At 63.5% G+C, this 24,991-nt stretch carries 30 protein-coding genes; 3 read left to right on the top strand and 27 right to left on the bottom strand.

Going from position 1 to position 24,991, the window contains the following annotated elements; translation table 11 throughout:
* Window positions 1-407 precede the first annotated feature (407 nt).
* The 13 genes from phnP to phnC form a co-directional block, all read right to left on the bottom strand.
* Window positions 408-1,157 carry a phosphonate metabolism protein PhnP gene (gene phnP, locus HBO12_RS15860; protein WP_170042631.1) on the bottom strand — a complete coding sequence of 250 codons (750 nt, stop codon included), beginning with the start codon at window positions 1,155-1,157 and terminating at the stop codon, window positions 408-410.
* Window positions 1,148-1,714 (bottom strand): phosphonate metabolism protein/1,5-bisphosphokinase (PRPP-forming) PhnN, encoded by a 567-nt coding sequence (gene phnN, locus HBO12_RS15855; RefSeq protein ID WP_169956431.1) that lies wholly within the window; start codon window positions 1,712-1,714, stop codon window positions 1,148-1,150. Before phnN ends, phnP begins: the two co-directional genes overlap by 10 nt.
* Window positions 1,714-2,859, bottom strand: a complete 1,146-nt coding sequence (locus HBO12_RS15850) for an alpha-D-ribose 1-methylphosphonate 5-triphosphate diphosphatase (protein ID WP_170042630.1) — start codon at window positions 2,857-2,859, stop codon at window positions 1,714-1,716. Before HBO12_RS15850 ends, phnN begins: the two co-directional genes overlap by 1 nt.
* The gene (phnL, locus tag HBO12_RS15845) at window positions 2,849-3,571 is read right to left on the bottom strand and encodes a phosphonate C-P lyase system protein PhnL (protein ID WP_170042629.1); all 723 of its coding nucleotides are present in this window, start codon (window positions 3,569-3,571) and stop codon (window positions 2,849-2,851) included. Before phnL ends, HBO12_RS15850 begins: the two co-directional genes overlap by 11 nt.
* Window positions 3,568-4,377 (bottom strand): phosphonate C-P lyase system protein PhnK, encoded by an 810-nt coding sequence (gene phnK / locus HBO12_RS15840; protein ID WP_169956506.1) that lies wholly within the window; start codon window positions 4,375-4,377, stop codon window positions 3,568-3,570. The genes phnL and phnK overlap by 4 nt, the downstream gene beginning before the upstream one ends.
* A complete protein-coding gene (locus tag HBO12_RS15835; protein ID WP_169956425.1) occupies window positions 4,338-5,180 on the bottom strand; it encodes an alpha-D-ribose 1-methylphosphonate 5-phosphate C-P-lyase PhnJ in 843 nt (280 codons plus the stop codon). Before HBO12_RS15835 ends, phnK begins: the two co-directional genes overlap by 40 nt.
* Entirely contained in the window at window positions 5,173-6,249 is a 1,077-nt protein-coding gene (locus HBO12_RS15830) for a carbon-phosphorus lyase complex subunit (RefSeq protein WP_170042628.1), read from the bottom strand. The genes HBO12_RS15835 and HBO12_RS15830 overlap by 8 nt, the downstream gene beginning before the upstream one ends.
* A complete protein-coding gene (gene phnH / locus HBO12_RS15825; RefSeq protein WP_170042627.1) occupies window positions 6,249-6,839 on the bottom strand; it encodes a phosphonate C-P lyase system protein PhnH in 591 nt (196 codons plus the stop codon). The genes HBO12_RS15830 and phnH overlap by 1 nt, the downstream gene beginning before the upstream one ends.
* Window positions 6,839-7,276, bottom strand: coding sequence for a phosphonate C-P lyase system protein PhnG (gene phnG / locus HBO12_RS15820; protein ID WP_170042626.1), 438 nt, complete (start codon window positions 7,274-7,276; stop codon window positions 6,839-6,841). The genes phnH and phnG overlap by 1 nt, the downstream gene beginning before the upstream one ends.
* Before the next feature lie 11 nt (window positions 7,277-7,287).
* Window positions 7,288-7,992 carry a phosphonate metabolism transcriptional regulator PhnF gene (phnF, locus tag HBO12_RS15815; RefSeq protein WP_169956417.1) on the bottom strand — a complete coding sequence of 235 codons (705 nt, stop codon included), beginning with the start codon at window positions 7,990-7,992 and terminating at the stop codon, window positions 7,288-7,290.
* A 36-nt stretch (window positions 7,993-8,028) separates the two neighbouring features.
* Window positions 8,029-8,811 (bottom strand): phosphonate ABC transporter, permease protein PhnE, encoded by a 783-nt coding sequence (gene phnE / locus HBO12_RS15810; RefSeq protein WP_032859104.1) that lies wholly within the window; start codon window positions 8,809-8,811, stop codon window positions 8,029-8,031.
* A gap of 172 nt (window positions 8,812-8,983) precedes the next feature.
* Window positions 8,984-9,985, bottom strand: coding sequence for a phosphonate ABC transporter substrate-binding protein (gene phnD / locus HBO12_RS15805; protein WP_169956413.1), 1,002 nt, complete (start codon window positions 9,983-9,985; stop codon window positions 8,984-8,986).
* A gap of 32 nt (window positions 9,986-10,017) precedes the next feature.
* The gene (phnC, locus tag HBO12_RS15800) at window positions 10,018-10,851 is read right to left on the bottom strand and encodes a phosphonate ABC transporter ATP-binding protein (RefSeq protein WP_170042625.1); all 834 of its coding nucleotides are present in this window, start codon (window positions 10,849-10,851) and stop codon (window positions 10,018-10,020) included.
* A 543-nt stretch (window positions 10,852-11,394) separates the two neighbouring features.
* Between phnC and HBO12_RS15795 the strand changes: the two genes are divergently transcribed.
* Complete coding sequence (locus HBO12_RS15795; RefSeq protein WP_170042572.1) at window positions 11,395-11,562, top strand: DUF6124 family protein; 168 nt, start codon at window positions 11,395-11,397, stop codon at window positions 11,560-11,562.
* An 848-nt stretch (window positions 11,563-12,410) separates the two neighbouring features.
* Here HBO12_RS15795 and HBO12_RS15790 read toward each other — a convergent pair.
* From HBO12_RS15790 to ccmA, 10 genes are all read right to left on the bottom strand, one after another.
* Complete coding sequence (locus HBO12_RS15790) at window positions 12,411-12,806, bottom strand: hypothetical protein (protein WP_115127676.1); 396 nt, start codon at window positions 12,804-12,806, stop codon at window positions 12,411-12,413.
* Window positions 12,807-12,822: 16 nt separating this feature from the next.
* On the bottom strand, window positions 12,823-14,016 hold the full coding sequence (ccmI, locus tag HBO12_RS15785) for a c-type cytochrome biogenesis protein CcmI (RefSeq protein WP_170042624.1): 1,194 nt from the start codon (window positions 14,014-14,016) through the stop codon (window positions 12,823-12,825).
* On the bottom strand, window positions 14,009-14,482 hold the full coding sequence (locus HBO12_RS15780) for a cytochrome c-type biogenesis protein (protein ID WP_169955964.1): 474 nt from the start codon (window positions 14,480-14,482) through the stop codon (window positions 14,009-14,011). Before HBO12_RS15780 ends, ccmI begins: the two co-directional genes overlap by 8 nt.
* Window positions 14,479-15,015, bottom strand: coding sequence for a DsbE family thiol:disulfide interchange protein (locus tag HBO12_RS15775; protein WP_169955962.1), 537 nt, complete (start codon window positions 15,013-15,015; stop codon window positions 14,479-14,481). Before HBO12_RS15775 ends, HBO12_RS15780 begins: the two co-directional genes overlap by 4 nt.
* On the bottom strand, window positions 15,012-17,000 hold the full coding sequence (locus HBO12_RS15770) for a heme lyase CcmF/NrfE family subunit (RefSeq protein ID WP_170042623.1): 1,989 nt from the start codon (window positions 16,998-17,000) through the stop codon (window positions 15,012-15,014). The genes HBO12_RS15775 and HBO12_RS15770 overlap by 4 nt, the downstream gene beginning before the upstream one ends.
* A gap of 3 nt (window positions 17,001-17,003) precedes the next feature.
* Complete coding sequence (gene ccmE, locus HBO12_RS15765; RefSeq protein ID WP_169955959.1) at window positions 17,004-17,459, bottom strand: cytochrome c maturation protein CcmE; 456 nt, start codon at window positions 17,457-17,459, stop codon at window positions 17,004-17,006.
* Window positions 17,456-17,632, bottom strand: coding sequence for a heme exporter protein CcmD (gene ccmD, locus HBO12_RS15760; protein ID WP_029292593.1), 177 nt, complete (start codon window positions 17,630-17,632; stop codon window positions 17,456-17,458). The genes ccmE and ccmD overlap by 4 nt, the downstream gene beginning before the upstream one ends.
* Window positions 17,629-18,384, bottom strand: coding sequence for a heme ABC transporter permease (locus HBO12_RS15755; RefSeq protein ID WP_057438825.1), 756 nt, complete (start codon window positions 18,382-18,384; stop codon window positions 17,629-17,631). The genes ccmD and HBO12_RS15755 overlap by 4 nt, the downstream gene beginning before the upstream one ends.
* An 85-nt stretch (window positions 18,385-18,469) precedes the next feature.
* Window positions 18,470-19,138: a heme exporter protein CcmB gene (ccmB, locus tag HBO12_RS15750; protein ID WP_029292588.1), complete on the bottom strand. Its 669-nt coding sequence runs from the start codon at window positions 19,136-19,138 to the stop codon at window positions 18,470-18,472.
* Window positions 19,135-19,770 (bottom strand): cytochrome c biogenesis heme-transporting ATPase CcmA, encoded by a 636-nt coding sequence (gene ccmA, locus HBO12_RS15745; protein ID WP_169955957.1) that lies wholly within the window; start codon window positions 19,768-19,770, stop codon window positions 19,135-19,137. The genes ccmB and ccmA overlap by 4 nt, the downstream gene beginning before the upstream one ends.
* A 197-nt stretch (window positions 19,771-19,967) precedes the next feature.
* Between ccmA and fliK the strand changes: the two genes are divergently transcribed.
* Window positions 19,968-21,539: a flagellar hook-length control protein FliK gene (fliK, locus tag HBO12_RS15740; protein ID WP_169955955.1), complete on the top strand. Its 1,572-nt coding sequence runs from the start codon at window positions 19,968-19,970 to the stop codon at window positions 21,537-21,539.
* Window positions 21,536-21,865: an EscU/YscU/HrcU family type III secretion system export apparatus switch protein gene (locus tag HBO12_RS15735; protein WP_057958955.1), complete on the top strand. Its 330-nt coding sequence runs from the start codon at window positions 21,536-21,538 to the stop codon at window positions 21,863-21,865. The genes fliK and HBO12_RS15735 overlap by 4 nt, the downstream gene beginning before the upstream one ends.
* Before the next feature lie 404 nt (window positions 21,866-22,269).
* On the opposite strand, the gene HBO12_RS15730 is transcribed toward HBO12_RS15735, so the two are convergent.
* The 4 genes from HBO12_RS15730 to HBO12_RS15715 form a co-directional block, all read right to left on the bottom strand.
* A complete protein-coding gene (locus HBO12_RS15730; protein WP_169955954.1) occupies window positions 22,270-22,662 on the bottom strand; it encodes a DUF2802 domain-containing protein in 393 nt (130 codons plus the stop codon).
* Entirely contained in the window at window positions 22,663-23,148 is a 486-nt protein-coding gene (locus HBO12_RS15725; RefSeq protein ID WP_029292578.1) for a chemotaxis protein CheW, read from the bottom strand.
* Between the two features lie 75 nt (window positions 23,149-23,223).
* Complete coding sequence (locus HBO12_RS15720; RefSeq protein ID WP_170042622.1) at window positions 23,224-24,024, bottom strand: CheW domain-containing protein; 801 nt, start codon at window positions 24,022-24,024, stop codon at window positions 23,224-23,226.
* Between the two features lie 138 nt (window positions 24,025-24,162).
* Window positions 24,163-24,951 (bottom strand): ParA family protein, encoded by a 789-nt coding sequence (locus HBO12_RS15715; protein ID WP_133714231.1) that lies wholly within the window; start codon window positions 24,949-24,951, stop codon window positions 24,163-24,165.
* Between the last annotated feature and the right edge of the window lie 40 nt (window positions 24,952-24,991).

Genomic DNA, 24,991 nt, shown 5'->3' with positions numbered 1-24,991 from the left:
TGGACGGCGGGTCCGTTTCTGCTGGATGGTGAGCTGGGTGAGTACCTGCGTGGCCTATCTGACACATGGCGATCTCCGAAACGATTAGTGGCTGGAGTAACAGCGCCCAACATCAGTGAAAACTGCCTGGACCACCGTCATCTGCGGCTAATCTTTCATGCAGGAAACCTGCCTTGCCACCTGGGTTTTAAGTCTGATTGAAACGTTTTGGCCTGCTGTGGGATTTGCTCACAAAACACATGGACTCTTACACTCCGGCCCCGTGAATCGACCTCGAAAAAACCCGTTCAAGTGGCTGACGGCGATAAAAAAATGCCAGCAAAAGCCGAATGCCCTACGGGGCATGTTTTCCATCCCGAGAAATATCCGCTCGCCATTTTCAGCGTAACCCCAAGGTCCCCCTTGAGCTAGAGCACCCGCCCATCCCAGCCCACCGTCACATGCGGCGGCAGTTCACTGCGATGCTGCAACAGCCAGGCATCCAGGGTGTGCCCGACGTGGGTCAGCACGCCAAGCTCGGCGCCGCACGCGTCGATGCATTGCAGGGCCAATGTCAGGTCATTGTGATTGCGCGGCGCCTGGGGTTGCGGTGGCATCGAGCAGTCGATGACCAGCACGTCCAGGGGCTCGCGCCGCAGCCAGTCGACGGTCGCCGGGGGCAGGCCCGTGGTGTCGGTCAGATACGCCAGGCGCCGTCCCTGCCCTTGCAGCAGGTAGCCGAAGGTCGGCTTGGAATGTTGCAGGGGCAACGCGGTGACCGCCAGCTCGCCAAATTGCCGGGGCTCGAACTCGGCAAAGGGCTGGCTGAAATCGAGGATGCCGGGGTGTTTGTAGAGGTCCGACAGGCCCTCGGGGTCTGCCGGGCCATGCACCGGGATGATCAGGCCCTGGCCCCAGCGCAGATGCAGCAGGCCTTGGGCATGATCGGCGTGGTAGTGGGTCTGCAAAATGCCGTTGAAACTGCGGGGCGGGAAACGCTCGGTCAGGTCCGTCAGGCCGCTGTCGATCAACCAGCGCTGGTCGCCGCATTCGATCAGCGCGCTGCACTCGCGGCGGCGCAAGCGCTCATCGCTGCGCGCCAGGACGCAGGCCGCGCATTCGCAGCCATACACCGGGACTTGGCGGGCATCGCCGGTGCCCAGCAGGGTCAGGCGCATGCCGAGTGCCCCTCGTCCAGACACTCGAGCAACCGGGCGACGGTGTGCGCCAACGGCCCGGAGTTATCCAGCAGCAATACCCCGGGCGCGGCCTGCAGGCTGTCGCGAAACTGCGCATTGCGTGCCAGGCGCGCGTCGATTTCTGCCACCGACTCGCGCCCCCGCGCCAGCAAGCGTTGGCGCAATACCGCCTGGTCCACGGTCAGCAAGACCACCAACAACGTCGGATAACGCGCGCGGGTTTGCGCCAGATGGCCACGGGAGCCATTGACCAGCACATCGTCGCCGGCCGCCAGCCAGTCGTCGATCTGCCGTGGAATACCATAAGACAAGCCATTGGCATGCCAACTGAGGGCAAAGCCGCCCTCGGTCTGCAGCGCGGCGAATTGCTCGGGGCTCACACCCTGGGCGGCCTCGCCCACCGCTTCGGCCGAACGGGTGATGACCCGTCGCACAATGCGGCAACCGCGCTCGGCCAATGGCCCGCGCGCGGCATCCAACAGGCTGTCCTTGCCCGAACCCGATGGCCCGATGAGATAGATCAACCTGCCCGCCATCAAAACACCCTCTTGGCTTGTCGCCAGACTTGTTGGACTACCGGCAGCCCGCCCTGGGCCCTGGCTTGCACCAGGTCCGCACGCAGGCCCGGGGCAATTTCCCCGCGATCCCTGAGGCCCGCCGCGTGCGCAGGGGCCAGGCTGATCATTTGGATCGCCTGGGGCAGATCGCAGTCATTGTCCTGGGCCGCCAGGGCAAAGGCCGCTGGCAACAGGCTGGCCGGGTAGTAGTCACTGGAAAGTATATCCAGCAATCCTTCCGCGGCCAGGCCGGCGGCGGCCACATTACCCGAGTGGGACCCGCCACGCACCACGTTCGGCGCGCCCATCAGCACTTTCATGCCCAATTGCCGGCATCCGCGCGCCGCTTCCAGGGTGGTGGGGAACTCGGCGATGTTCATGCCGTAGCGCGCCGACTCCTCGACATGGGCCAGGGTCGCGTCGTCATGGCTGGCCACCGACAAGCCACGCGCCAGGCAATGCTCGACGATGGCTGAGCGGTAGCGGTCGCTGTAGGTCTTGGAGTTGGCCATTTGCAGCACCACGAACGCATCCATGGTTGCCTCGTCCAGGTGGTACTTGCCCATGTAGTACTCGCGGTACTTGGACTGCAGCACAAACTGGCGCTGGCCCGGCGAGTGGTCCATCACCGACACCAATTGCACCAGCGGGTTTTCCACCAGATCGCGGAACACGCTCAAGGTGTCCGGGTGGCACAACTCGCAACGCAAGTGCAGGCGGTGTTCGGCGCGGGTCAGGCCGGCCTCTTGCGCCGAGGCAATGGCATTGAGCATCGCCGGCAGTTTCTGCATGCGATTGCCCTTGGGGTTCACGTCGCCGATGGACACCGCATCAAACACCGTGGTGATACCGGCCGCGATGATCTGCGCGTCATGGCTGAGCACCGCCGAGGTCGACGGCCAGTCCACGCCGGGCCGCGGGGTCATGTGTTTTTCCAGGTTGTCGGTGTGCAACTCCACCAGCCCCGGCAGCAGGAAATCACCGCCCAGGTCCTGGGCCTGGGGCAACTGGCTGCGGCCTTCGGCGAGGTCGACGATCACCCCATCACGCAGCACCAGGCTGCCGAGAAATACACGATCAGCGGTAACCAACTGGGCATTACTGAGGATCTGTTCAGCGGGCATCGGCGTAGTCCTCATCGGTGATCACAGCGGGCGTCATGTCCAAATGGCGGTCGGCCACCGCCTCACGGGCGGCACGGTCATGGAAGATGCCGATCAGTGCGGCACCGCCGGCCTTGGCTTCGTTGATAAGTTCCAGGACAACCTGGCGGTTGCGCTCATCCAGGGAGGCTGTCGGTTCGTCCAGCAACATCACCGGCCAAGCCACCATGAACCCACGCGCGATATTGACCCGCTGCTGCTCGCCCCCGGAGAACGTGCCCGGCGCCAGTTGCCAGAGGCGCCGGGGGATATTCAGGCGCGCCAGCAAATGCTCGGCACGGGCCTGGGCGTCAGCCTTCGTCCAGCCACGGGCCAGCGCGGGCTCCATCACCACATCCAGGCAGGCAACCCGGGGGATCACCCGCAAAAACTGGCTGACATAGCCCAGGGTCTGCTGGCGTAGCTGGAGAATGTCCCGGGGTGCGGCGCCCACCAGTTCCAGCCATTGCCCGGCATGGCGCACGCGGATGCTGCCTCCGGCCGGCAGGTAGTTGCCATACAAGGTGCGCAGCAAGGTGCTTTTACCGGCACCGGACTGGCCGTGCAGCACCAGGCATTCACCGCCCTGCACGCTGAACGCCACCCCGCGCAGTACGTTGAGCACCACGCCGTTCTGCTGGTGCAAGGTGAAGGTTTTCGAGAGGTCGCGGACCTCGATCAAGGCATTTGTCATGGCTGCAATACCGAGGACACCAGCAGTTGAGAGTAAGGGTGCTGTGGATCGTCGAGGATCTGGTCCGTAAGCCCGGTTTCCACCACCCGCGAGCGACGCATCACGATCAGGCGATCGGCCAGCAGGCGCGCCACCGCCAGGTCGTGGGTGACGATCACCACCGCCAGGTCCAGCTCGCGCACCAGGCCGCGCAGCAGGTCGAGCAGGCGCGCCTGCACCGACACATCGAGGCCACCGGTGGGCTCGTCCATAAACACCAGGCGCGGGCTGGAAACGAGGTTGCGCGCGATTTGCAGGCGCTGCTGCATGCCGCCAGAGAAAGTGCGCGGCAGGTCGTCGATGCGCTGCGGGTCGATCTCTACCTGGCCCAGCCAATCCAGGCCGGCACCGCGCAGTTGCTGGTAATTACGCACGCCCTGGGCCATCAGGCGCTCGCCAATGTTGGCGCCGGCCGACACGCCCATGCGCAGGCCGTCGCGAGGGTTCTGCTCAACGAAGCCCCATTCGGTGCGCAGCAAAGTGCGGCGTTCGGCTTCGCTGGCGCTGTAGAGGTCCAGCCATTCGCCGTCCTTGCTGCGATAGCCGACGCTGCCGGCCTGGGGCGGCAAGCGCCCGCTCAACAGCGAGAGCAAGGTGGATTTACCCGAACCGGACTCGCCGACAATCCCCAGCACTTCGCCGGGGTACAGATCAAAACTCACCTCCTGGCAGCCCTTCTGCGGGCCATACAGCAGGGACAGGTCGCGCACTTGCAATAACGGCTGGCTCACTGGTTGTTCTCCTTGACCCGTTGGGCGCAGTACCAGGTGTCGGAACACACAAAACTCTGGGTGCCGGCGTCATCGAGAATCAGCTCGTCGAGGAACGATTCATGGCTGCCACAGATGGCGCAGTGGTGTTCCCATTTCTGCACCTCAAAGGGGTGGTCCTCGAAGTCCAGGCTGCTGACCTGGGTGTACGGCGGCACCGCGTACAGGCGCTTTTCGCGGCCGGCACCGAACAGCATCAGCGCCGGGCTCATGTCGAGTTTCGGGTTGTCGAATTTGGGGATCGGCGAGGGGTCCATCACATAGCGCTCGTCGACCATCACCGGGTAGGCATAGGCGGTGGCGATGTGGCCGAAGGTGGCGATGTCTTCGTAGAGTTTTACGTGCATCACCCCGTAATCGTTGAGGGCGTGCATGGTGCGGGTCTCGGTTTCCGAAGGCTCGATAAAGCGCAGCGGCTCGGGGATCGGCACCTGGTAGACCATGATCTGCCCGGCCTGCAGCGGGGTTTCCGGGATGCGGTGGCGAGTCTGGATCACCGTGGCGTCGGGGGTGGCTTCGGTGGTGGCGATGCCGGCGGTGCGCGCAAAAAAGCGCCGGATGGACACGGCGTTGGTGGTGTCGTCGGCGCCCTGGTCGATGACCTTGAGCACGTCGTCGGCGCCGAGGATCGCCGCTGTCAATTGCATGCCGCCGGTGCCCCAGCCGTAGGGCAACGGCATCTCGCGGCCACCGAACGGCACTTGGTAACCGGGAATCGCCACGGCCTTGAGCAAGGCGCGACGGATCATGCGTTTGGTCTGTTCGTCGAGGTAGGCGAAGTTGTAGGCGGCGTCATTCATGGCGAGTGCCCTCGGCCGGTTGGCGCAGTTTGCGGATCAGTTCCAGTTCGGCCTGGAAGTCCACGTAGTGCGGCAGTTTGAGGTGCGAGACAAAACCGGCGGCCTCGACGTTGTCGCAGTGGGCCAGCACGAATTCTTCGCGCTGGGCCGGCGAGACGATCTCTTCGCTGTACTCCTCGGCACGCAGCGAGCGATCCACCAGGGCCATGCCCATGGCCTTGCGCTCGGCATGCCCGAACGCCAGGCCATAGCCCCGGGTGAACTGCGCCAACTCGGTGGCTGAGCCGACGAACTGGTTGACCATTTCGCACTCGGTGACTTCGATGCTGCCCAGGCAAATGGCAAAGCCCAGCTCTTCGGGATCGATCCATACCTCTACTTCACCGATACGAATCTCCCCGGCAAACGGGTGATTGCGCCCGTAGCCACGCTGGGTCGAATAGCCCAGCGCCAACAAAAACCCTTCATCGCCACGGGCCAGGGCTTGCAGGCGTTCGGCACGGCTGGCGGGGAACTCCAGCGGGTCGCGGGTGATGTCAGCGACGCGGGCGTGGTCGTCGGCCTCGTGCTTGATCAGGCCTTCCTTGGCCAGCAACCCCAGCACCCGTGGACACGGTTCGAGTTGCGCATCCGCCGTGGTCTGCGGGCCTGGATACTCACCCTCGGCCAGCAGTGCGAAATCCAGCAGGCGATGGGTGTAGTCGAAGGTCGGGCCGAGCAACTGGCCGCCGGGCACATCCTTGAAGGTGGCCGACAACCGCCGGCTCAACGACATCTGCGCGGTATCGATCGGCAGGCTCGGGCTGAAACGCGGCAACGTGGTGCGGTAGGCGCGCAGCAGGAAGATCGCTTCTACCAGGTCCCCCGCCGCCTGCTTGATTGCCAGCGCGGCCAGTTCTTCGTCGTACAGCGAGCCTTCACTCATCACCCGCGCCACGGCCAGGGGCAGTTGCTGGCGGATCTGCTCGACGCGCAGCTCCGGCACGGCCGGGTCGCCCCGGCGTTTTTTCGCCAGCAGGCGGTGGGCATTGTCGATGGCCTGTTCGCCACCTTTGACGGCTACGTACATCAGGCGTGCTCCTGTGTGATGCGGCTGCTGCGCGGCAGGCCGAGCAGGTGATGGCCGGCGCTGAACAACACGTCCAGGCCACGGGGGAAGGCTTCACGGCGCTGGCGCTCCAGCCAGAACACCGGCGGCACCGGCACCTGCACCCGGCGCTGGGCCTGGATGCCCGGGCCGCGCCAGAGCAAGGCGCGCCCGGCGTCCAGGTCAGTAAGCTGGACCAGCAAGGTGCAGGACTGGTCGGGGTAGCGATCATTGCCGTGGTCGAAGCCGCTGAGGTCGAGCAGGTCCGGTTCGCCGAGCAAGGCAAACGCAGCCTCCTCCCGGCGCGCGACCAACGGGCAGCCGCAGTGGAAGGCCAGGTTGGCGCGGATCAGCGGCGTGTCGAAGCCAGGTGCCAGCCACAGCGGCGTGTCGACATCCAGCAGCGCCAGGCACAAGGCATAGGTGGCGGGCGCCAGGCCATCGAGGTGCGGGGCTGCCGGCAAGTGCTGGAGCAAGCCCGGCTCGGCCAAGGCCTTGAGCGCCGCGCGAAAACTGCGCTGGGCATCCAGTACCGGGTCGACAAACGCCGGTTGCAATAATTGAGCGTGCATCAGTTTTCTCCTCGCACCAGGGTGAAGAACTCGACCTTGGTGGCCGCGGTGTCGGCTTCTTTTTGCGCGCGACGCCGGGCCTGGGCCAGGGCCAGGGCGCTAATCAAATCCGTGAGCCAAGGGCTCGGCTGCGCGTTTTGCAGATGGGCATCGGCCAGGGCCGCCAGTTCGGCGTGGACCTTGTCGCGCCCCGCCAGGTAGCTGTAGCCGGTGCGGCCATCGGCCAGGCGCACCACACAGCGGGTCACCGTCATTTCGCCGACGTTGAACGGCGCGCCATTGCCGCCCATGCGCCCGCGCACCAGGGTCATGCCGATTTCCGGGGCGCGGATCAGTTGGTACTCGGCGTCCTTCAATGCCGCTTCGTGGGGTTGCAGTTCATTGAGCTGGGCGCGGGCAAGTACGCCAATCCAATGCTGACGCGGGGACAGATTCATCGGGGTCTCCATCAAGTCACCACCTGGTACTGGAAGCGATCCGAACGGCTGGTGGACTGCGCCAGCTCCACCGGGCGGCCATCGCGATCGCGGGAAAGGGTGAATACGGTCAAGGCCGGCAAGTGCCGGGGCATCATCAGCAGCGCGGCTTCATCACGGTTGGGCAGGCGCGCACCGATCAGGCTCAGGGTGCGGGTCAGCGGCAGGTCGCGCTCGCGCAGGTACTGGCGCAGGGAGCCGCCGTTGTAGTGCGCCAGCAACGGCGCGTGGCTGGCGCAGTAGCGATGGCGGATCAGGCTGACGGGCTGCTGGTCGAGCTTGCGCAGGGTTTGCAGCTCGATCATCGGTGCCATTTCGGCGATGCCCAGGTGCTGCGCTTCTTCGCGGCTGGCGTAGCAGTAGCGGCGCTTGAGCAGCAGCGCCTGCACGCCATGCCCCAGGGCCGACAGCGATTGGCTGTAGGCGGTGTCGGCGCCCATCGGGTAGATCAGCGGCCGGTCCAGCACCTGGGTGCCTTTGCCCTGCTGGCGCAGCAGGCTGCCTTCGAACACCAGTTCATCAATGGCGCGGCGCAGGGTGTGGCGGTTGACGCCAAAGCGTTCGGCCAACTGCACCTCGCCCGGCAGGAACTCCCCGGCCTGGTAGCCGCTGAGTTCGCGGCGCAGGATATCGGCGAGTTCGCGGTACACCGGCTCATCTTGTCTAGACAACTGCATGCTTTAAAAAAAGCGCCCGCAGGCACCCCTCCAAGGTCAGATAAACCGCTTGCGCAGGCGCTGGGACAGCACGTCGATCAGGCTTACCACCACGATGATCACCAGCAGCACCGCGCAGGTCTGCACGAACTGGAAGGCGCGGATGTTCTCCCACAAGATCACGCCGATGCCGCCCGCGCCGACCATGCCCACCACCGTCGCCGAGCGCACATTGGCCTCGAAGCGGTACAGCGCGTAGCTCACCCACAGCGGCATGACTTGCGGGATCACGCCGTAGATCACCTCTTGCAAGGCGCTGGCACCGGTGGCGCGCACCCCTTCCACCGGGCCTGGGTCGATGGCCTCGACGGCTTCGGCAAACAGCTTGGCAAGTACCCCGGTGGTGCTGATCCACAGGGCCAACACACCGGCAAACGGACCAAGCCCGACCGCCACCACGAACAACATGGCAAACACCATTTCGTTGATCGAACGGAAGGCATCCATCACCCGGCGCAGGGGTTGGTGAATCCACCAGGGGGTGATGTTGTCGGCGCAGAGGATGCCCAGGGGCACCGAGCAGACAATCGCCAGCACCGTGCCCCAGAGGGCGATTTGCACGGTGACGATCATTTCCTTGAGGTAGGAGCGCCATTCGTGGAAGTCCGGCGGGAAGAAGTCGGCGGCGAAGGTTGCCATGTTTCCCGAGTCGCGGTACAGCGCCAGCGGGTTCATTTCTGCGCCTTTCCAGGCCCAGGCCAGCAGCACCAGGAACAGGCCCCAGCCGAGGTATTGCGGCCAGGTTCTTTTACCCACGGCTTCAGCGTGCAAGGTCGTCATGGATCACTCTCGATAATGATTGGAGCTGGGCCTATGTGTGTGTGGGTGGGAGCGGGCTTGCTCGCGAAAGCGGTGTGTCATTCAACACATCCAGCGACTGACTCACCGCTTTCGCGAGCAAGCCCGCTCCCACACAAGCCCGTTCACACATAGGCTCCGGTCCCACAGGGGGTTAACCGTTGGCGGCGGGTTTCTTGTCCAGCTCGCTCAGGCGCTGTTGCAGCGTGGCCAGGTCGGCGTCGATCTGCGCCAGCTTCTTGGCTTTATCTGCCTCGGCCAGCTTGCTGTCGGCACTGATGGTGGTGCGTTGCTTGAACAGTTCCAGCTGGCGGATCGGCAGCAACTGGTCGTCAGTGGACGCGAGGAACTTGCCCAACTGCATGTTCTTGAGTACCGCCTTCTCTTCATCGGTGTCGCCGTAGCTGAAGATGAAATCGCGGATCTTGCTCTTCTCGCTGTCAGTCAGGGCCTTGCTCCACACCAGCGGGTCGGCGGGGATCAGCGGCGACTTCCAGATCACCTTGAGTTGGGCGGCCTTGTCCGGCTGGGTCACTTCCAGGCGGTCCCAGCTTTCGGTGTTGAAGGTGGCCACGTCCAACTGCCCCTTGGCCACGCTCAGTGCGTTGACTTCATGGCTGGAATTGAGCGTGCGCTTGAAGGCGGTGGCGGCATCCACATTGTTCTTGGCGAACACGTAGTAGCCCGGCACCAGGTAGCCCGAGGTGGAGTTCGGGTCGCCATTGCCGAAGGTCAGGTTCTTGGCGTTCTTGAGCATATCTTCGACGGAGTTGAGCGGGCTGTCCTTGCGTACGATCAGCAGGCTCCAGTAGCCGGCGGCGCCGTTGGCAGCGGCGGTCTGGGCGAAGATCTCGCCGTTGGAGCGGTCCACCGCCTCCATCGCTGCCTTGTTGCCGAGCCAGGCCACATCGACCTTGTTAAAGCGCATGCCCTGGATCAGGCCGGCGTAGTCGGAGGCGAAGGTGGCGTTGATGGTCAGGCCGGTCTTCTTGTGCATGTCGTCGAGAAACGGCTGCCAAATGCTCTTGAGGTTCTGCGAAGACTCGGTGGACATGATGCCGAAGTTGATGGCCTTGTCAGCGGCCTGGGCATTGCCCATGGCGACGCTGGCCAACAACACGGCAGACAGGAAAACATGACCGATACGGTTCAACATGCAGGCGACTCCTAGGGATCGTGAGTGGGGGTTCAAGCGCGGGCCAGGCCCAGGCGCTGGGGCAGTTCGGAACGGCGCGGCGGTTCGCAAAACATCAGGCTGGTGTCGACGTCGGCACCGTACAGGTCGTTGAGAAACTGGCTGCTCATCTCGCGGCCCTGCCCATCGAAATGAATGCGCCCGCCCTTGAGCGCCACGGCGCGCGGGCAATAACGCATGGCGTAATCGACTTGATGCAGGGTCACCACCACGGTCTTGCCGTCGCGGCGGTTGATATCGGCGAGGATCTCCATGACCTTGCGCGCCGACTCCGGATCCAGGGAGGCGATGGGTTCGTCGGCGAGGATCACTTCGGCACGCTGGGTCAACGCCCGGGCAATCGCCACCCGTTGTTGCTGGCCACCGGACAGGGTCGAGGCGCGCTGCTGGGCCAGGTCCGCCAGGCCGACGCGTGCCAGGGATTCCATGGCAAACTGCTTTTCCTCGGTATTGAACAACCCGAGGTTGCCGCGCCAGCGCGGGACCCGGCCCAGGCAACCGAGCAGCACGTTGTCGATCACACTCAGGCGATTGACCAGGTTGAACTGCTGGAAGATGTAGCCAATATCCGCGCGCAACCGCCGCACCTTGCCATTCAACCGCCCACTGGCCTGCACCTCCCGGCCCAGCACCTTGACGCTGCCGCCGTTGCCCTTGTCGCAACAGGCCAGCCCCGCGAGGTGGCGCAATAACGTGGACTTGCCGGAGCCGGACGCACCGATCAGGGCGACCATCTCGCCGCTGGCGATGGTGAGTTCGAGGTCGACCAACGCGGTTTTCTTCGCAAAGGTCTTGTTCAGGCGATCGACATGGATAGCGGGATTCATGGGCTTCTCTGTCTGGTTTGAACAGCCTTGCGGGGCTGTGTTTGAGTTCAAACGACAGTAGGCGCGGGAGGTGTCAGGGCTATGACTTGCACATGACGGCAGGGGGGCGGTTTGATGAAGGTTTTATGAAAGGTTGGAACAGCCGAAGGACAATTCCCATGCATATGAGGATCATTCCCTACGGTTCATCATTTAACAGGCACACATCATATTGGGCGAGCTGTACGCAGGAGGGCCCAGCCCTGCCGGGTCTCCATTCCTCGGTCGTCGCCCTTTTTCACGCAGCTATATGATGGCGGCTGTGCGCGGGGCACCTTCGGGTGCGCCGGGGTCCTGGAGTCCGGTCTTCCACACCTGCGTACAGTCGCCACCCATCATGTGGAAGTGATTGTGGCGGCTCCTTTAACTCCAGGAGCAACCGTATGAAAAAGTCACGCCTAGCCCGGCCTACTCCCTGAACGACAGCAAACTCCACGAAGCGGCACAACGTGCGTTCAAGCAATACGCACTGCATTCGCAGCCGGTCTCAACACCGAAGAGGCGTTGAGCAACGCCTGTGAAATGCTCGAGTCGGCGGCGGTCAGTGCGTACGACTGCACCGAGCATCTTGAAGGCTCGAGCCGTAAGCAGGTGATGGCGGTGGTGCAATTGATCGAGATGGCGCAGTTGTTAGTCGAGGCAGCGTTGCACCGGGAATGCCCGGCGGCCTGACGGCCAAGTAAATCCCTGTGGGGGCTGGCTTGCTTGCGATGGCCATAGGTATCTACACAACTCTCTTCTCGGTCTGTGTACATATCCATTGCTGCGGTTACGGCCACTTAGGGTTCCGCCCTGACGGCGGGTCACTTTGGAAAAGAGCCGGAGTGCCAGCCCAGCCCAGCCCAGCCCAAAGTAACCAAAGGGCTCTTGCCCCACCACTCGGCACCTCGCCTAGCCTCGATGTGCCTAAGATCAAAATCACAAGCAAAGCGAGGCGGCCTGACAGCCGACCTGATCATCGAGGCGTGCGCGGACTCCTGTAGGAGCTGGCTTGCCTGCGATGGCGGTGTATCAGTCGATAAATGTATTGGCTGATACACCGCCATCGCAGGCAAGCCAGCTCCTACAGGGGAATGCAGCTTCGCGCTCTGGCTTTGCTGTTGCACTGCTTTTGATCTGGCTTTTGATCTTAGGCGCCCCGTCAAACCACGCTGGCCGCAGGCAGGTATTGCGCAGTGGGCACCCCGGCATGGATGCCGGGGTAGCCGCGACACGGCCAGGGATGGCCGATCGCGGCGGGCCCACGGAGCAATGCCTGACTGCGGGCATGCCGAGCCTAGGCGAGGCACCGAGTGGTGGGGCAAAAGCGCTTTGGTTACTTTCGCGCTCTTCGAAAGTGACCCGCCGTAAGGGCGGAACCAATAGCCGCCGTAACCGCAGCAACGGATATGTACACATACCCAATAACCAAAAAAAGCGAGTTGTGTAGATACCTATGCGGCGACCCGACAAGCCAGCTCCCACATTTGGATTTGATTTCAAGTCATAAAAAAAGGCGACCGTTTGAAGGTCGCCTTAGATCATTTTGCGTACTGCTTGCTCAACCCAGGCGGTACACCCTGCACATTCGTCTCTTCCCAGGGCCCGTTCGGGCTGATGGAGCGGCTCCAGCCGTTGCTCCAGCGGTAATAGGTGCGCTGGCGGTAGAAGGTGTCCGGTTGTTCGTCCAGCACGTACACCTGCATCTTGCCGTCCCAGTGGCTGGCAGCGCCGGGGGGTGGGGCGAAGGTCGGGGACTTGCTCGGCAAGGGCTTGGCGGGGGCGGTGACCGGGCCGGAAGGTTTGGTTACCGGCTGGGTCGAGGGGCCCGACGGTGGAATGGTCGGGCCCGTAGGGGCAGGAGGTGGCCGATGAACCGCGCAAGCGCTCAAGCCCAATACCAGGCTGAGCAGGGTGATACGAGCGATGGCGGTCATGGGGATTTCCTCGAAATTATTTATCCGGACTGTCGATGGTCAACTGCTGGGTCGCGGTGGTGCTGCTGGCCAGGGGTTGACTGCGGCCGATCCACTCGCCGGCAGTCGGTTGACCGGCCCGTGAGATGCGCGCAACCAGTTGGACTTCGGGAAAGTTGGACAGTTTCAACTGCGGCATCATCGCATCGGCATCGCCCAGTTCGACGGTCACCGGCAGGTCGGCCACGGTCACGCGCTTGGCGGCCAGTGGCGCCGGCGGACCGGAAACGGCGCGGGCGAAGATGAATACGCTGTCAGTCGGCAGGGCGCGGGCTTTGACGTCGGCCGCCAGGTCCACGCGCACTTTCATCACGGCGGTCTTGGCCGTTGGCGCGACGGCAGCGCCGCCCTCTTTCAACTTCTCGGCCGCACGGTCGATGCCGCCTTGCAGCGCTGCGCGGGAGTTGTCTTTCTCCGGCAACAAGGCCAACAGACGATTCCAGTAGTCGATGGCTTCCTGGTAACGCTGCCCTTCAAAGGCGGCGATGCCCAGCAGGCCGAGGCTGGTGACTTCTTTCGGATCGAGCTTCAGCGCTTCGTCGGTCAAGGCCTGAAGCTGCGGCGACCATTGTTTGTTGTTGGCAAAGTACTGCGCCTGGGCCCACTGCCCGAGCAATTCCGGCTGGCGGCCAGCCAGGGCCACGGCGCGCTCGAAGACCTTGGCCGCATCCGCCGAACGATCCTGGGCCATGTAGGCGCGCCCCAGGAAGTACAGGCCCTCAGCCGAATCCGGTTGCGCTGCCGCCGCCCGTTCCAGGCGCTGGGTCATGTCGGCAAGGGACACCGGCGGCTGGGCGAATTCGCGGGTCAGTTCAACCTTATCGATGGCCCCGTAATGCAGGTACAGCCCCAGGCCCAACACCGGCACCAGCACCGCGGCCAGTAACGGCAGCGGCTTGCCCAGGCGCGATTCGCGGGGCTTTTCCACGCCTTCGGTATCGGCCAGCAATTCACGGGCGGCTTCGGCGCGGCCGGTATCAAGCTGCGCGGCGTTGAGCACGCCTTCGCTTTGTTGGGTTTGCAGTTCGGCGACACGTTCCTGATACAGCGCGACGTTCAGCGCGGTGCGGTCTTCTTCACGCTGGGCGCGACGTACGCGCAACACCGGGATCAGCAGGAAACTCAAGGCAACCAGGAGCAGCAGGCCAGCTGCGAGCCAGAAATCAATCATCAGTTTTTTTGTCCAGCAGTTGGTCGAGGCGTTGGCGCTCTTGGGCAGATAGCGCATCAGAACCATCGGTAGGCGCCGCACGGCGACGGCGGACGATCACGGCCATGACCACCAGGCCACCCAGCAACAGGGCAGCGGGGCCAAACCAGAGCAAGGCGGTCTTGCCGGTCAGCGCCGGCTTGTAGCGGACAAAATCACCGTAGCGATCGACCATGAAGTCGATGATCTGCTGGTTGTCCTTGCCCTCACCCAGCATGCGGAAGATTTCCTTGCGCAGGTCGGCGGCAATCGGCGCGTTGGAATCGGCGATGTCCTGGTTCTGGCACTTGGGGCAGCGCAGCTCCTTGGTCAGCTCGCGAAAACGCTCGCGGTCGCCATCGCGGGCAAATTCATAGGTGTCGATGGCGGCATGGGCCACGCCCACCAGGCCCAGGGCCAGTACTGCGGCGGTCAACCAGCGCTTCATGGCTTGGCCTCATCCACCAGGGCCTGGTACTTGGCCGCCAGTTGTTCGCGCCAGACCACTTCGTCGATCACCCCGACGAACTTGTCGCGGATCACACCCTTGGCGTCGATAAAGAAGGTTTCCGGGGCACCGTAGACGCCGAGGTTCAAGCCCAGGTTGCCGTCTTCATCACGCACGTCCAACTGGTACGGGTTGTGGAACTCCGCGAGCCACTTCAGGGCCGCCGCATTGTCGTCCTTGTAGTTGATGCCGTAGATCACCACGCCGTTCTCGGCCAGCTTGTTGAGCACCGGATGCTCTACGCGGCACGAGATGCACCAGGTGGCCCACACGTTGACCAGGGCCGGTTTGCCAATCAGGTCTGCCTGGGTCAGGGTTTTATCGCCCTGCACCGTGGGCAGCGAGAACGCCGGGAACGGCTTGCCGATCATCGCCGACGGCAGCTCGGCCGGGTCCAGATACAGGCCGCGATACAAAAACACCGCGACCAGCAGAAACAGCGCCAGCGGCAATACCATCAACCAACGCTTCATACCGCTGCTCCCTGCATGCCGAGGGCTTCACGCACCCGGCTCTTGACCTTGACCCGGTAACGCCGGTCCATCGCTGCCAGCAATCCGCCAAAACCGGTCAGCAGGCCGCCGAACCAGATCCAGCGCACAAACGGCTTGACGTGGACCCGCACGGCCCAGGCACCCTCGCCCAGGGGTTCGCCCAGGGCCACATACAGGTCACGGGTGAACCCGGCGTCGATCCCGGCTTCGGTCATCATCGAGCTTTGTACGGTGTACAGGCGTTTTTCCGGGTGCAGCACGGAAACCTGCTTGCCGTTGCGCAGCACACGCACGGTGCCTTTGTCGGAGGTGAAATTCGGCCCTTCGAAGTGCTTGGCGCCTTCAAAGACGAACTGGTAGCCGGCCAGGTCCATGGACTCGCCAGGGGCCAGGCGCAGGTCGCGCTCGGCGCTGTTCTGGCTGGACAACACCACGCCCAGGGCGCACACGGCGATGCCGATGTGCGCGATCTGCATGCCCCAGTAACTGCGGGTCAGGGTTGGCAGGCCCTTGATCAGGCCCTTGTGCCGGGTCTTGTCGAAGATATCGCGCACGCCGGCCAGCAACACCCAGGCCGCGAGCATGAAGGTGGCGAGCACTGCCCAGTTGAAGTCGCCGTAGGCAATCCCGGCAATCACCGACAAGGCGGCACTGCCCAGCAGCACTGGGATCAACATGCCCAGCAGCCATTTGACCGGGGTGTCTTTCCAGCGCACCAGCACGCCAATGGCCATCACCACCATCAACAGGCCCATCAGCGGGATGAACAATGCGTTGAAGTACGGCGGGCCGACCGACAGCTTGGCGCCGGTCAGGGCATCGAGTACCAGGGGGTACAGGGTACCCAGCAGGATCATCGAGGCAGCAACGATCAACACCAGGTTGTTGCCCAGCAGCAGGGTTTCCCGCGACCACAGGTTGAAGCCCACGTGGCTCTTGACCACCGGTGCGCGCAGGGCGAACAGGGTCAGCGAGCCGCCCACCACGCAGAGCAGGAAGATCAGGATAAACACGCCGCGCTCAGGGTCGGCAGCGAATGCGTGCACCGAGGTCAGCACGCCGGAACGCACGAGGAACGTGCCCAGCAGGCTCAGGGAGAAGGCGGCAATGGCCAGCAACACGGTCCAGCTCTTGAACACGCCGCGTTTTTCGGTGACGGCCAGGGAGTGGATCAGTGCCGTGCCCACCAGCCAGGGCATGAAGGAGGCGTTTTCCACCGGGTCCCAGAACCACCAGCCGCCCCAGCCGAGTTCGTAGTAGGCCCACCACGAGCCCAGGGTGATGCCGATGCCGAGGAAGGCCCAGGCGACGATGGTCCAGGGCCGCGACCAGCGCGCCCAGGCCGCGTCGAGGCGCCCGCCGAGCAAGGCGGCGATGGCAAAGGCGAAGGCCACGGAGAAGCCCACATAGCCCATGTAGAGCATCGGCGGGTGGACGATCAGGCCGATATCCTGCAGCAACGGGTTGAGGTCGCGACCGTCCATGGGAATCTGCGGCAGGATCCGCTCGAACGGGTTGGAGGTCATGATCAGGAACAGCAAAAAGCCGATGCTGATCATGCCCATCACCGCCAGTACCCGCGCCAGCATGACTTGCGGCAACTGCCGGGAGAACACCGACACGGCAAAGGTCCAGCCGCCAAGGATCAGCGCCCACAACAGCAGGGAGCCTTCGTGGGCACCCCACACGGCGCTGAACTTGTAGTACCAGGGCAAGGCGCTGTTGGAGTTACTGGCCACATAGGCGACGGAAAAGTCGTCGGTCATGAAGGCATAGGTCAGGCAACCGAAGGCGAACGCCAGGAACGCGAACTGGCCCCAGGCGGCGGGTTGCGCCAGGCTCATCCACAGCCGGTCGCCGCGCCAGGCGCCCAGCAGCGGGACGACGGCCTGGACGATGGCAAAGCACAGGGCGAGGATCATCGCCAACTGGCCCAACTCGGGAATAAACAATGTAGAGGTCATCGCTTAACCCTCCTTGGCTGGGGTTGGCGCGGATTGGCCGCTGTCTTTGAGGGCCTTGGTCACTTCCGGCGGCATGTATTTTTCATCGTGCTTGGCCAGCACTTCATCGGCTACCACCACGCCCTGGGCGTTGATCTTGCCCAGGGCCACGATGCCCTGCCCTTCGCGAAACAGGTCCGGGAGGATGCCGCGGTAGGAGATGGTCACGGATTTGTTGAAGTCGGTAACCACGAAAGTCACGTCCAGGGAGTCGCCGGAGCGCTTCAGGGAGCCGGCCTCGACCATGCCACCGGCGCGGATCCGCGTGTCTTGCGGCGCCTCGCCATTGGCGATCTGGGTCGGGGTATAGAACAGGTTGATGTTCTGCTGCAAGGCGCTCAAGGCCAGGCCCACGGCAATGCCGACGCCCACCAGGATGGCAAGGATGATCAACAGACGCTTTCTACGCAGCGGATTCACTTATCGGTCTCCCGGCGCAGACGACGCGCCTCTTGTTGCAGGTAACGCTTGCGGGCCAGGATCGGCGCAACGACGTTGAGGGCCAGGACGGCCAGGCTGATGCCATAGGCGGTCCAGACGTACAGGCCGTGGTGGCCCATGGCGAGAAAATCACTGAAAGAGGCGAAACTCATCCACGGGCTCCCAGGCTGTTTTGCACTTCGACCTTGACCCAACTGGTACGGGCCTCACGCTTGAGCACTTCGAGGCGCATGCGCATCAGCAGCACCGCCCCGAAGAAGCAGTAGAAGCCCAGGACCATCAGCAGCAGCGGCGCCCACATTTCCACGGGCATCGCCGGTTTTTCGGTGAGGGTGAAAGTGGCGCCCTGATGCAGGGTGTTCCACCACTCCACCGAATACTTGATGATCGGGATATTGATCACGCCGACAATCGCCAGCACCGCGCAGGCCTTGGCCGCGCTGTCACGATTGCTGATCGCGTTGCCCAGGGCAATCAGCCCGAAGTACAGAAACAGCAGGATCAACATGGACGTTAGTCGCGCATCCCAGACCCACCACGAGCCCCAGGTCGGCTTGCCCCAGATCGCCCCGGTCAGCAGTGCAACCGCCGTCATCCACGCACCGATGGGCGCCGCGCATTGCAGGGCGACGTCGGCCAGCTTCATCTTCCACACCAGCCCGACAATGCCGCACACCGCCAGCATCACGTAGCAGGACTGGGCCAGCAGCGCGGCGGGCACGTGGATATAAATGATGCGAAAGCTGTTGCCCTGCTGGTAGTCGGGCGGAGCGAAGGCCAGGCCCCAGACCAGGCCGATACCGATCAGCAGGAAGGCGGCGACGGCGAGCCAGGGCAGCATTTTGCCGCTGATGCCATAGAACCACTTGGGCGAGCCGAGCTTGTGAAACCAGGTCCAGTTCATTGCTGTTTCCATCACGGTTGCTTCTTGTCGTTGCAAGAAGCTTAGGGTCTTTACTGACGCAGTGAAAACACCGGGTCAGACCTCATTATTCGCCGACGCTGATTTTCAGGCCGGCCGCTATAGCAAAGGGTGTCAGGGTTACCGCCAGGGCGGTCAGGCTGCCAAGCCACAAGAGGTAACCGGTCGCCGGCATTCCCATGAGCGCGGCCTGCAAGGCGCCGCTGCCCAGGATCAACACCGGGATATACAAAGGCAAAATCAGCAAGGCCAGCAACAGCCCCCCACGTTTCAGGCCCACGGTCAGTGCCGCACCCACCGCCCCCAGCAGGCTCAGCACCGGGGTGCCAAGCAACAACGAGGCCAGCAATACGGGCAGGCATTCGGAAGGCAGTCCCAACATCATCGCCAGCAGCGGCGCGAGCAGGACCAGCGCCAGGCCGGAGAAGGCCCAGTGTGCCAGTACCTTGGCCAGTACCAGAAGAGGCAGGGGGTGCGACGAAAGGACCCACTGTTCAAGGGAACCATCTTCGAAATCACTGCGAAACAGCCCGTCCAGCGAGAGCAGGACGGACAAAAGTGCCGCGACCCACACCAGTCCCGGAGACAAGGTTTGCAACAGTTTAGTCTCGGGGCCGACCGCCAAAGGGAACAACGCGATGACAATCGCGAAGAACACCAGCGGGTTGGCCAACTCAGCCGGGCGGCGACACAGCAAGCGGGCTTCGCGGGCGACCAACAGGGCAAACACACTCATACCGACCACCGGCCCAAGTCCAGGTCGCGGTAACCGGCAGGCATACGGGTCAAGGTGTGGTGGGTGGTGAGGACCACCATGCCGCCTTGCTCGCAATGCCGGGCCAGGTGTTCTTCGAGTTGCGCCACGCCCTGTTTGTCGAGGGCCGTGAAGGGTTCGTCGAGGATCCACAGCGGCGGGCCCTCCAGGTACAGGCGGGCCAGGGCCACCCGGCGCTGCTGGCCGGCTGACAGGGTATGACAGGGGACGTCTTCGAAGCCCTTGAGGCCCACGGCGGCCAGGGCCTGCCAGATAGATGCGCGCGGGGCCGGATGATGCAGGGCGCTGAGCCAACTGAGGTTTTCTTCGGCCGTCAGCACATCCTTGATCCCGGCGGCGTGGCCGATCCACACCAGGTTGCGCGCCAGCTCCGTGCGTTGTTCGTGCAGTGGCTTGCCGTTAAGGCGCACCTGGCCTGCCGTCGGCTGCATCAACCCGGCCAGCAGGCGCAGCAAACTGGTCTTGCCGCTGCCGTTGGGCCCACTGATCTGCACCATATCGCCGCCCGCCAGACGCAGTTCGAGGTGTTCGAACAGCATCCGCAGGTCTCGCTCACAGGCAAGCGCAACGGCTTCAAGTAGTGGACTGGTCACAAGATCGCGGGCCTTTACGGTTCAAGTCGGCGGCGGAACGGCCGTTAAAGAGATGCACAATAACTGCATTGGCGGCCTGTTTTAGAGAGCTGGATCAATCAGTTGTGATGTTTTTGACACGCTCTTTGCAGACGGGCGGCATTATACATGCGATGCCCTACTCTAAAGAGGGCAATTTCCTTGAGACGGCGGCCACGATGACCGGTGACATCAACCTTCCAACCCTGCCCCCAGCCCCGGCCACCGGGCCCAGGCCTGCGCCTGCGGTGGGTGAACTGCTGAAACTGCTGGAGCCTCAGGCAGGGTTGATCGACGCCGGAAAAACCGTGAACGCCGAGGTGCTGGCGCTCAAGCAAGGCGGTGAAGCCTTTCAGCTATTGCTCAAGCTGACCCTCGAAGGTGGCCGGCAAACCCTGGTGCAGGCCGCCAGCAGCCAGCCGCTGCCCCTGGGCAGCAACGTGGCGGTGAGCCAGACGGCGTCGGGCGACCTGGCGATCAGCCTGCAACAGGCGCTCAGCGCCAATGTCGCGGCCCTGACCCGCATCGACACCACTCAATTGCCGGTGGGCAGCTTGCTGCAAGCCAAGGTGCTGACCTCGCAGATGCTACCCCAGGGCGCCGGGCAGCCGGCGCTGTACCGCTCGCTGGTGTCGGTGCTCAATAGCGCCCTGAGTGGCACCACCCTGACCCTGGAAAGCCCGCAGCCGCTACGCGTCGCCAGCTTGTTGAGTGCCGTGGTGCAAGGCGCGCAGACCCTGGATTTCGTGCCCCTGAGCGGGCTGCGCGATCAACTGGCGGTCAGCCAGCAACTGGCCGCCCAGCAAAGCCGCCAGGGCTCGCTGGAAGGCCTGTTCAATGCCTTGAAGAACCTGCCCGATGACACCTCGGCGCCGTTGCGCGCCGCCGTCGACCGCTTGCAGGCCGGGCTGCCGGATGTGGCGCAGGTCAGCAATCCCAAGGTGCTGGCACAACTGCTGTACAACAGCGGCGTATTCCTCGAAGCCAAGCTGCTGGCCGGGCAAAACCCGCAAGTGCCGCCGCTGGATATGAAGGGCAGCCTGCTGCGCCTGGTCAACGAATTGCTACCCGCCCTGCCCGCCAGCACCAACCTCAATGCAATCCTGGCCGCCAATACCCTGGCGCAGATGCTGCCCAGCTTTGTCCGCAGCCCGCTGGGCACCCTCGGCCAAGTGGGCGCCCGCACCGCACCGGGCGGCTTCCCGTTACCGGAGCGCCTGCTGCAGCGCCTGGACGGTGAAAACAGCCTGGAAAACCTGTTGCGCCTGGCCGCCGGCGCCATCTCACGCTTGCAGAGCCATCAACTGTCGAGCCTGGAACAAAGCGGCACCACCGCCGATGGCCGCCTGCAAACCACCTGGCAACTGGAAATCCCCATGCGCACCTTGCAAGACATCGTGCCGCTGCAGGTCAAGTTCCAGCGCGAAGAACCGCCGCCGGACAAGGACGAGCCGGAGCGCAAGATCGAACGCGATGCGAAAAAGATGCTGTGGCGCGTGGAGCTGGCCTTCGACATGGAGCCCCTGGGCCCGTTGCAGGTCCAGGCGCAATTGAGCCAGGGCAAACTGTCCAGCCAGTTGTGGGCCACCCGCCCGTTCACCGCCAGCCTGATCGAAAGCCACCTGGGCAGCCTGCGCGAACGCCTGGTGTCATCGGGCCTCAACGTCGGCGACCTCGACTGCCACCTCGGCACCCCACCCCGTGGGCCGAAGACCGGGCTGGAACAACGCTGGGTGGATGAAACCGCATGAAGAACCCCAACCCACCGCGCCAGGCCATCGCCCTCAAATACGACGGCAAAGCCGCCCCCGCCCTGACCGCCAAAGGTGACGACGCCCTGGCCGAAGCCATCCTGAAATTGGCGCGGGAACATGAAGTCCCGATTTATGAAAATGCCGAACTGGTGAAATTACTGGCGCGCATGGAACTGGGCGACAGCATCCCCGAAGAGTTGTACCGCACCATCGCCGAGATTATTGCGTTTGCCTGGACGCTCAAAGGCAAATTCCCGGCGGGGTATGACCCCAATGCCGAGCCGGTGGAGCGGGATGTGACGGCGCGCGGGGATGATTACTGACGTTTCAGGGATGCACACAGATCAAAAAATGTGGGAGCGGGCTTGCTCGTGAAAGCGGTGGGTCAGTCGGTACATGTATTGGCTGACACACCGCCATCGCGGGCAAGCCCGCTCCTACATGGGAACTGCGCCAGACGCTGGAAGTGGGGGCAACAAAAAACAAGTGTAGGAGCTGGCTTGCCTGCGATAACGGTGGACCAGTCGCTACTGCCTTGGCTGACACACCGCTATCGCGGGCAAGCCCGCTCCCACATGGGAATTGCGGTGGGCACTGGCAGCGGGGCGACAAAAAACAAGTGTAGGAGCTGGCTTGCCAGCGATGGCGGCGGGTCAGTCGGTATATGTATTGGCTGATCCACCGCTTTCGCGAGCAAGCCCGCTCCCACATTTGAATCGGTACAGGCTCAGCTTTTGTGCAATTTGCTCATCAACTGTGCCTCGGCCTGGGTCAGGCCGCAGGATTGGGTCAGTTCGTCCACCGTGGCGCCCATGCCCACCAGCTTGGCCGCCTGGGCAAAGGACAGGTTGGCCGGGTCGCGCTGTTCCAGCGCCGACAGCTTGTCTGGCAACGGTGCAACGATCGAGCGCAGTTCGTGCACGTCCTCCCCTACCCGCACCGCGCTTTGCTGGTAGTTGTCCACGCGCTTGGCCATCTCGCGCAGGCGCTGGTCGCGCACGGCGTCGCGCTCGGCCTGTTGCAGGGCCGATTCGCGTTGCTGGCGCATATGGCGCAACAGCACCACCACGGTCCCGACCCACAGCAGGGCCAGGACGATTACCGCTACCTCAAGCATCAATCAGATGTTCTCCAGGTCCGACCACTCTTCTTCACTCATCATCTTGTCCAGCTCAACCAGAATCAGCAGCTCGCCGTTCTTGTTGCACACGCCCTGGATAAACTTGGCCGATTCTTCGTTGCCGACATTCGGCGCCGTCTCGACTTCCGACTGGCGCAGGTAAACCACCTCGGCCACGCTGTCGACCATGATCCCGACCACTTGCTTGTCGGCCTCGATGATGACGATCCGCGTGTTGTCGTTGACTTCAGTCGGCATCAGGCCAAAGCGCTGGCGGGTGTCGATCACGGTCACGACGTTGCCGCGCAGGTTGATGATGCCCAGCACGTAGCTCGGCGCACCCGGCACTGGCGCGATTTCGGTGTAGCGCAGCACTTCCTGCACGCGCATCACGTTGATGCCGTAGGACTCGTTGTCCAGTTTGAAGGTCACCCATTGCAGAATCGGATCATCCAAACCCTGTGCGGACGCTGACGACTTGTTCATACCCCTGACCCCTTCAAATACCGTTGATAACGGCGTGTGTTCTTCTTTGGCAGCACCGTGGCGCTGCGCCTCTTATCAAGTACGTTTGTTACCTGGCAGATCTTTTACCGCACCGCTGGCAATCAGCTCCGCCAATTCGGCGACATCCAGCAGCGCGCACATGTGTTCGATCACGGTGCCCGCCAGCCATGGCCGCTGGCCACGGTGGCTGCGCCATTTGATTTCGTTGGGGTCCAGGCGCAGCGAACGGCTGACTTGATGTACCGCCAGCCCCCATTCGTAGCCCTGCACCGAGATCACGTATTGCAGGCCCTGGCGAAAATCATCGCGATAGCGGTCGGGCATCACCCAGCGCGCGGTATCCAGCACCTTGAGGTTGCCGGCCTGGCTCGGCAGGATCCCGAGGAACCACTCCGGCTGGCCGAACAACGGCGTCAATTCCTGGCCCTCCAGGGAGTAGATCGACCCCAGGCACACCAGCGGCACCGCCAGCGTCAACCCGGCCACATCGAACAGCAGGCATTCGAACGACTCGGCCGCCCACGCTGGCCGGCCATCGGTTTCCACCGGTGGCGGGGTAATGCTCGGCGGTCGATGCACTTCGGCCAACGGCGGCACCAGCGCCAAGGGTGCAGGCGCTTGCACGACCGGGGCAACGACCGGCACCACCAACGCATCACGGGCCTGCTCTTCGAGGACCGCCAGTTGAAACTCGTCCAGGCCAGCCTCAGCCTCGACCACAGGCACCGCCAGCACTTCATCCAGCACCAGGATCGGCTCGGGCAGCAGCTCCTCGGTCGCATCCTGCAGCAGTGCATCCAGGTAGGACTGCAGCGCCAGTTGCGGCCGGGTCTTGATATCGACAGGACGACTCATCTGTATGCCCACGCGCACGCACCGTTGACCGTGTATTCAAAGGTTATCGGCCTGCCCGCACGCGGACTTGAATCAAAAGTCCGTGAGATCAGGCAAAACCCATCGCGGGCAAGCCACGCAACTAGAGAGTTGGTCATTTCATGCCACCTGCGCCACAAGTTGCTGGGCCAGCAGATGCTTGAGCAAGGCGCGGTACGCCAGCACGCCACGGCTCTTGCCATCGAATTGCGAGGGCGCGAGGCCGGCGCGGCTGGCGTCACGCAGGCGCGTGTCCACCGGGATATAGCCTTGCCAGATGGTTTCGGGGTAGGCATCGCGCAGTACGCGCAGGGTGCCGAGGGAGGCCTGGGTGCGACGGTCAAACAGGGTCGGCACGATGCTGAACGGCAACGCCTGTTTGCGCGAACGGTTGATCATGGTCAGGGTGCTGACCATGCGCTCCAGGCCCTTGACCGCCAGGTGCTCGGTTTGCACCGGGATCACCAGTTGCTGGCTGGCCGCCAGGGCATTGACCATCAGCACGCCGAGCAATGGCGGGCTGTCGATGATGGCGTAGTCGAAGTCCTGCCACAGTTGCGCCAGGCTCTTGGCGATCACCAGGCCCAGGCCACTTTGCCCCGGCGACTGGCGCTCGAGGGTGGCCAGGGCGGTGCTGGAGGGCAACAGGGAAATCTTCTCGTTGCTGGTGGGCAACAGCAGTTGCCCGGGCAAGCCTGTGGGGACGCTGCCCTTGTGCAGGAACAGGTCGAAGCAGCTGTGTTCCAGCGCATCCGGGTCGTAGCCGAAATAACTGGTCATCGAGCCGTGGGGATCCAGGTCGACAATGACCACGCGCTTGCCCGCCTCGGCCAGCAGGCCGGCTAAGGCGATGGAGGTGGTGGTCTTGCCGACCCCACCTTTTTGATTGGCAACTGCCCAGACTCTCATTCGGATTGTTCCTCCCGGCAGGCACTGGCTCGACCGAGAA

This window comes from Pseudomonas sp. WS 5059, assembly GCF_012985525.1.
Classification (GTDB): domain Bacteria; phylum Pseudomonadota; class Gammaproteobacteria; order Pseudomonadales; family Pseudomonadaceae; genus Aquipseudomonas.
Note: the sequence above shows the minus strand (reverse complement) of the source record. Positions and strands in the feature narration are given on the sequence as shown.